At 72.1% G+C, this 4,933-nt stretch carries 5 protein-coding genes; all 5 read left to right on the top strand.

The window, feature by feature from the left end; all coding sequences use genetic code 11:
- Positions 1-250: 250 nt before the first annotated feature.
- The 5 genes from ACIQU6_RS43755 (at position 251) to ACIQU6_RS43735 (ending at position 4,751) form a co-directional block, all read left to right on the top strand.
- Entirely contained in the window at positions 251-499 is a 249-nt protein-coding gene (locus tag ACIQU6_RS43755; RefSeq protein ID WP_403488167.1) for a DUF3311 domain-containing protein, read from the top strand.
- The gene (locus ACIQU6_RS43750; protein WP_403488165.1) at positions 496-2,019 is read left to right on the top strand and encodes a sodium:solute symporter; all 1,524 of its coding nucleotides are present in this window, start codon (positions 496-498) and stop codon (positions 2,017-2,019) included. Before ACIQU6_RS43755 ends, ACIQU6_RS43750 begins: the two co-directional genes overlap by 4 nt.
- Positions 2,020-2,247: 228 nt before the next feature.
- The gene (locus tag ACIQU6_RS43745; protein ID WP_274915535.1) at positions 2,248-2,553 is read left to right on the top strand and encodes a DUF6412 domain-containing protein; all 306 of its coding nucleotides are present in this window, start codon (positions 2,248-2,250) and stop codon (positions 2,551-2,553) included.
- A 192-nt stretch (positions 2,554-2,745) separates the two neighbouring features.
- Entirely contained in the window at positions 2,746-3,756 is a 1,011-nt protein-coding gene (locus tag ACIQU6_RS43740) for a YidC/Oxa1 family membrane protein insertase (RefSeq protein ID WP_403488163.1), read from the top strand.
- A 137-nt stretch (positions 3,757-3,893) separates the two neighbouring features.
- Positions 3,894-4,751: a fumarylacetoacetate hydrolase family protein gene (locus ACIQU6_RS43735; RefSeq protein ID WP_403488161.1), complete on the top strand. Its 858-nt coding sequence runs from the start codon at positions 3,894-3,896 to the stop codon at positions 4,749-4,751.
- The last annotated feature ends 182 nt before the right edge of the window (positions 4,752-4,933 follow it).

The raw sequence follows: 4,933 nt of genomic DNA, 5'->3' as shown, positions 1-4,933 counted from the left end.
CGGGGGGTGGTAGGCCAGACGTAAAGCGAAGCAGTCTGGCCTACCACCCCCGGAGGCCCGTCACCGCAGCCGACAGCCCCGCGCAGCGGACCCATCGGCACCGCCCCGCGCAGCGGACCGGCCCGCGCCGCAAGGCGCAAAGAACAGCACCCCCACGGTGGGAAAGCCAACAACGTGGGAAGCAGCCCAAGCGCAGCGACTAGGCTCGGCCGACGTGCGAATTCCGACCCACGGCGGGAAAGCCGAAAACGTGGGGCACAGGCCAAGTGCAACGAGACGGCGTCCGGCGCTGCTCTGGCTGCTGCTGCCTTACGTGCTGTTCCTGGTGGTGCTGCCGCTCGTCAACCGGGTCACCCCGACCGTCCTCGGCCTGCCGTTCCTGTTCTTCTGGATGCTGCTCGCCACCCTGCTGACCCCGTTGGCGGTCTGGTTGGCGCGCCGCGGTGACCTGCGGCGCGGTCACGGCCGGGGCGAGGCGCCGACCGGGGGCCGCGCGTGAACGCCACCGTCGCCACCGCGATCTTCGCCGGGTTCATGGTGCTGACCGTCGCCCTCGGGCTGCTCGCGGTCCGCGGCCGGGGCGCCGGCGGCGGGCTCACCGAGTGGTCGGTGGGCGGCCGGAGCCTGGGCACCGTCTTCATCTGGGTGCTGATGGCCGGTGAGAGCTACACCAGCTTCAGCTACCTCGGCGCCGCCGGCTGGGGCTACAACTTCGGTGCCCCCGTCCTCTACGTCCTGGCCTACATGTCCTGCGGCTACGCGATCGGTTACGTCGTCGGCCCGATGCTGTGGGCCTACGCCCGCCGCCACGGCCTGGTCGGCATCACCGACATCGTCGCCCACCGCTACCGCCGGCCCTGGCTCGGCGCCGCCGTCGCCGTCCTCGCCACCGTCTGCCTGCTGCCCTACATCCAGCTCCAGATCACCGGCATGGGCGTGGTCGTCTCGACCATCTCCTACGGCGCGATCAGCCTCAACTGGGCCTATTTCATCGGCTTCGCGGTCACCACCGCGTTCGTCGTCGTCAGCGGGCTGCGCGGCAGCGCCTGGGTGTCGGTCCTGAAGGACATCCTGGTCATCGTCACCCTCGGCTTCCTCGCGATCTACGTCCCGCTGCACTACTTCGGCGGCTACGGCCCCTTCCTGGACCGGATCGTGGCCGAGAAGCCGCAGTGGCTGACCTTCCCCGGCCACGCCTCCGGCGGCCTGGGCCAGTCCTGGTTCATCACCACCACCGTGATCAACTCCCTTACGGTGGTGATCTTTCCGACCACCGTGGCCGGCTACCTGGGCGCCCGGAACGCCGACGTGCTCCGCCGCAACGCCATGTATCTGCCCTTCTACAACGTCCTGTTGTTCGTGCCGATGCTGCTGGGGCTGGCGGCGCTGTTCGTCGTCCCCGGCCTGACCGGCGCCGGCTCCAACCTGGCGCTGTTCAAACTGGTCGTGGACTCCCTGCCGGCCTGGGCGGTCGGGGTGATCGGGGTGGCGGCCGCGCTCTCCTCGATCGTGCCGATGGCGGTCTTCATGTTGGTCATCGGCACCATGTGGGGCCGCAGCGTGCTGGGCGCCGTACCGAAACTGGCGTCCCGTCAGAAACTCTGGTCACAGGTTGTCGTGGTCGCCGCCGGCGGCCTGGCGCTGCTCCTCACCTACACCGCCCCCAACACCCTGGTCCGCCTCTCCCTGATCTCGTACGAGGGCATGGCGCAACTGGTGCCGATGCTGCTGCTGGGACTGGTGTGGCGGCGCCTGACGATGTACGCGGCGGTGAGCGGCCTGGCGGCCGGCTTCGCCCTGGTCTGCGTCCTGGTCTTCAGCGGCCACGACCCGATCTGGGGCATGAACGCGGGCATCGTCGGCCTTGCGCTGAACGTGGCGGTGGCCCTCGCGGTGACCTGGCTCGGCCCCCGGGAACGTTCCGACGACCGCCCGGACGCCGAAGTCCTGGCGCTGGACGACGAGTTCCCCGGGGTCGGGAACAAGGTCGAGGCCGGGGCCGGGGTGTCCTCGGGCTGACCGGCCCGCGCGCCCTCGCTCATCGGCCGCCGTGGTGCCGGGCCCCCACCCGGCACCACGGCGGCCGTCCCGTCACCGTCACGTCGACCCGTCACCGCCAAGAGTGAATCCTCGAACGGGCAGTCGTGATCGCTCGTGCGTGCGGTTACTCTGGAACGGACGGTCGGGCCGACGACCGCTGAGGTGTCGGTCGAGAAGCGCGGGGGAGCGCGGAAGGGGGGACGCCGGATGTTCCGCATCGCCGATGCCTGGCGGCTCTACACCAGCGCGCTGTTCTTCCTGCTCGCCGGACTCCTGCTCGCGCAGACCGGATTGACCACGACGCTGGCCGCCGCCGCGACCACCGCCGCGGTGCTGCTGCTGTGCAGCGCCCTCGCCCTGGCCGCCACCGCCCGCCCCGTACCACCGGGCCGCATACGCACGGCCATCCGCGACCGAGAACGCCGCACGGCCTTCCTGCCCCAACGCGACCCCGACGCCGCGGGCCGCCCGCGCCCCCGAGCCCCCGGCCGCGCCCTCCCGACGGCCGCGTAGCCGCCCCGACGCTTTTCCGTACGCCGCACACGCACCACTACGCGCGGGCGTACGCGTAGTCCCACGGATACGGAGTACCGGGCCTCTCCGGACGTCCGTCCCGTACTGCTCCTGCGTCGGCGCGGGTCCGCGCGGTTCGTCATGCCGTCTTCCTTTCCCCTCGGCACGACGAGACCCGTGGAGGGCTCAGCCATGTCCGTTTTCACCATCCTCGGCGCGGCGTTGGAACGCGCCGCCGAGGTCGTCGAACCGCTCTTCGGCGGCGCGGCCACCGCCGCCGCCATCGTCCTGTTCACCCTCGGCGTCCGCGCCGCCCTGCACCCGCTCGCCCGGGCGGCCGCCCGCGGCGAGAAGGCCCGCGCCGCCCTCGCCCCCCAAGTCGCCGCCCTCCAGCGCAAGTACCACGGCGACCGCGAGCGGCTCCAGCAGGCGATGGCCGACCTGTACGCCAAGAACGGCTCCTCGCCGCTGGCCGGCTGCCTGCCGACGCTGCTCCAACTCCCGGTCTTCTTCGTGATGTACCACCTCTTCTCCACCGGGAGCGGCACCCTGCTCGGCCATACGCTGCTGGGCGCCCCGCTCGGCGGGAACTGGCGCCAGGCGCTCGCCGACGGCGGGGTGGCCGGCTCCCAAGGGCTGGTCTACCTCGCGCTGTTCGCCGTGATCGCGGCGGTGGCCACCTGGAACTACCGACGCGCCCGGACCGCGGCCGCCGCGGCCCCGCCCCCCGCGGCGAACACCGCGACCCCCGGTATGGGCACCCTGAACAAGCTGATGCCGCTGCTGTCGTTCGGCACTCTGATCACCCTCGCGGTGGTGCCACTGGCCGCCGGGCTCTACGTGGTGACCACCACGACCTGGACGGCCTGCGAGCGGGCCCTGCTGCACCGGGACCGCACGCCGGCCAGCGAGCGGAAGGCGGTGCGGGGCACCGCCGTTGCGCCGGACCGAGGCGCTGTCCAGGACGCCCCGGACACGACGCGGGGCCCGCAGGCGACCGGGGACGCCCAGGAGGAGCCGGCGTCGTCGACACCCTCCCCCCTCGCGTCGTCGCGGTCGGGCGGGCCGAAGAGCCGGGCCGCACGCCAGCGGGCGGCGCGGGCCCGGGCCAACGCCGCGGCGCGGGAGTCCCGGCCGGGTAAGCCAGCAGGCGGGGACCGGGGCGGAAAGGGCTCCGGACCGACCGTTACTACCTCTCAGTAACGGTCCAGTCCGTGAACGGGGTCTTGCGGAGTGGACCCCGTTCTTGGACGATCAGCCGAATCGCTCGATGGCCGTCCCCCATCGGCCGGTCCGGGGGACCTCCCCCGACCGACCCTTCGACCACGGGAGTTGTGACGATGAAGCTGCTGCGTGTCGGAACGGTGGGGGCGGAACGCCCGGCGCTGCTCGATGCGGACGGCGTGTTGCGGGACCTGTCGGGCCTGGTCACGGACATCGACGGCGCGCTGCTCGCGGACCACGCCGCGCTGGCCCGGATCCGGGCCGCCGCGGCCGCCGGCGACCTGCCCCCGCGCGACGCCGACGGGCTGCGGATCGGCCCGCCGGTCGCCGGCATCGGCAAGATCGTGTGCATCGGGCTGAACTACCACGACCATGCGCGGGAGACCGGGGCCACCACCCCCGAGGAACCGATCCTCTTCATGAAGGCCCCGGACACCGTCGTCGGCCCCGACGACCCGGTCCTGATCCCGCGCGGCAGCGTGAAGACCGACTGGGAGGTGGAGTTGGCGGTGGTCATCGGCCGTACCGCCCGCTACCTGGACACCCACGAGCAGGCGCTGGCGGCGGTGGCCGGTTACGCGGTGGCGCACGACGTCTCCGAGCGCGCCTTCCAGATCGAGCGCGGCGGCCAGTGGGACAAGGGCAAGAACTGCGAGACGTTCAACCCGCTGGGCCCCTGGCTGGTGACCGCCGACGAGGTCCCCGACCCGCAGGCGCTCGGCATCCGCCTCTGGGTCAACGGCGAACTGAAGCAGAACGGCACCACCGCCGAGCAGATCTTCCCGGTGGCCGAAGTGGTCCGCTACGTCAGCCAGTTCATGACCCTGTACCCGGGCGACGTCATCAACACCGGAACCCCGGCCGGCGTCGCCATGGGCCAACCCGAACCCAAGCCGTATCTGCGGGCGGGGGATGTGGTGGAGCTGGAGGTCGACGGACTGGGCCGCCAGCGTCAGTCCCTGCGTTGGGCTTAGGCTTCCCACGTTGTTGGCTGTCCCGCCGTGGGGGTGCTGTTCTTTGCGCCTGCGGCGCAAGAGCTTTGGTCCGCTGCGCGGCGCCGATCCGCTGCGCGGGACGGGTCGAGTTGTCCGCTGCCGGTCCGCTGCGCGGGGCGGGTCGAGTTGTCCGCTGCGCGGTGCTGTTGGGGTGCGGTGAC

The sequence above is a fragment of the Streptomyces sp. NPDC090442 genome, from assembly GCF_044769405.1.
Taxonomy (GTDB): domain Bacteria; phylum Actinomycetota; class Actinomycetes; order Streptomycetales; family Streptomycetaceae; genus Streptomyces.
The sequence above is the reverse complement of the archived record's forward strand: the minus strand, read 5'-3'. Positions and strand labels throughout refer to the sequence as shown.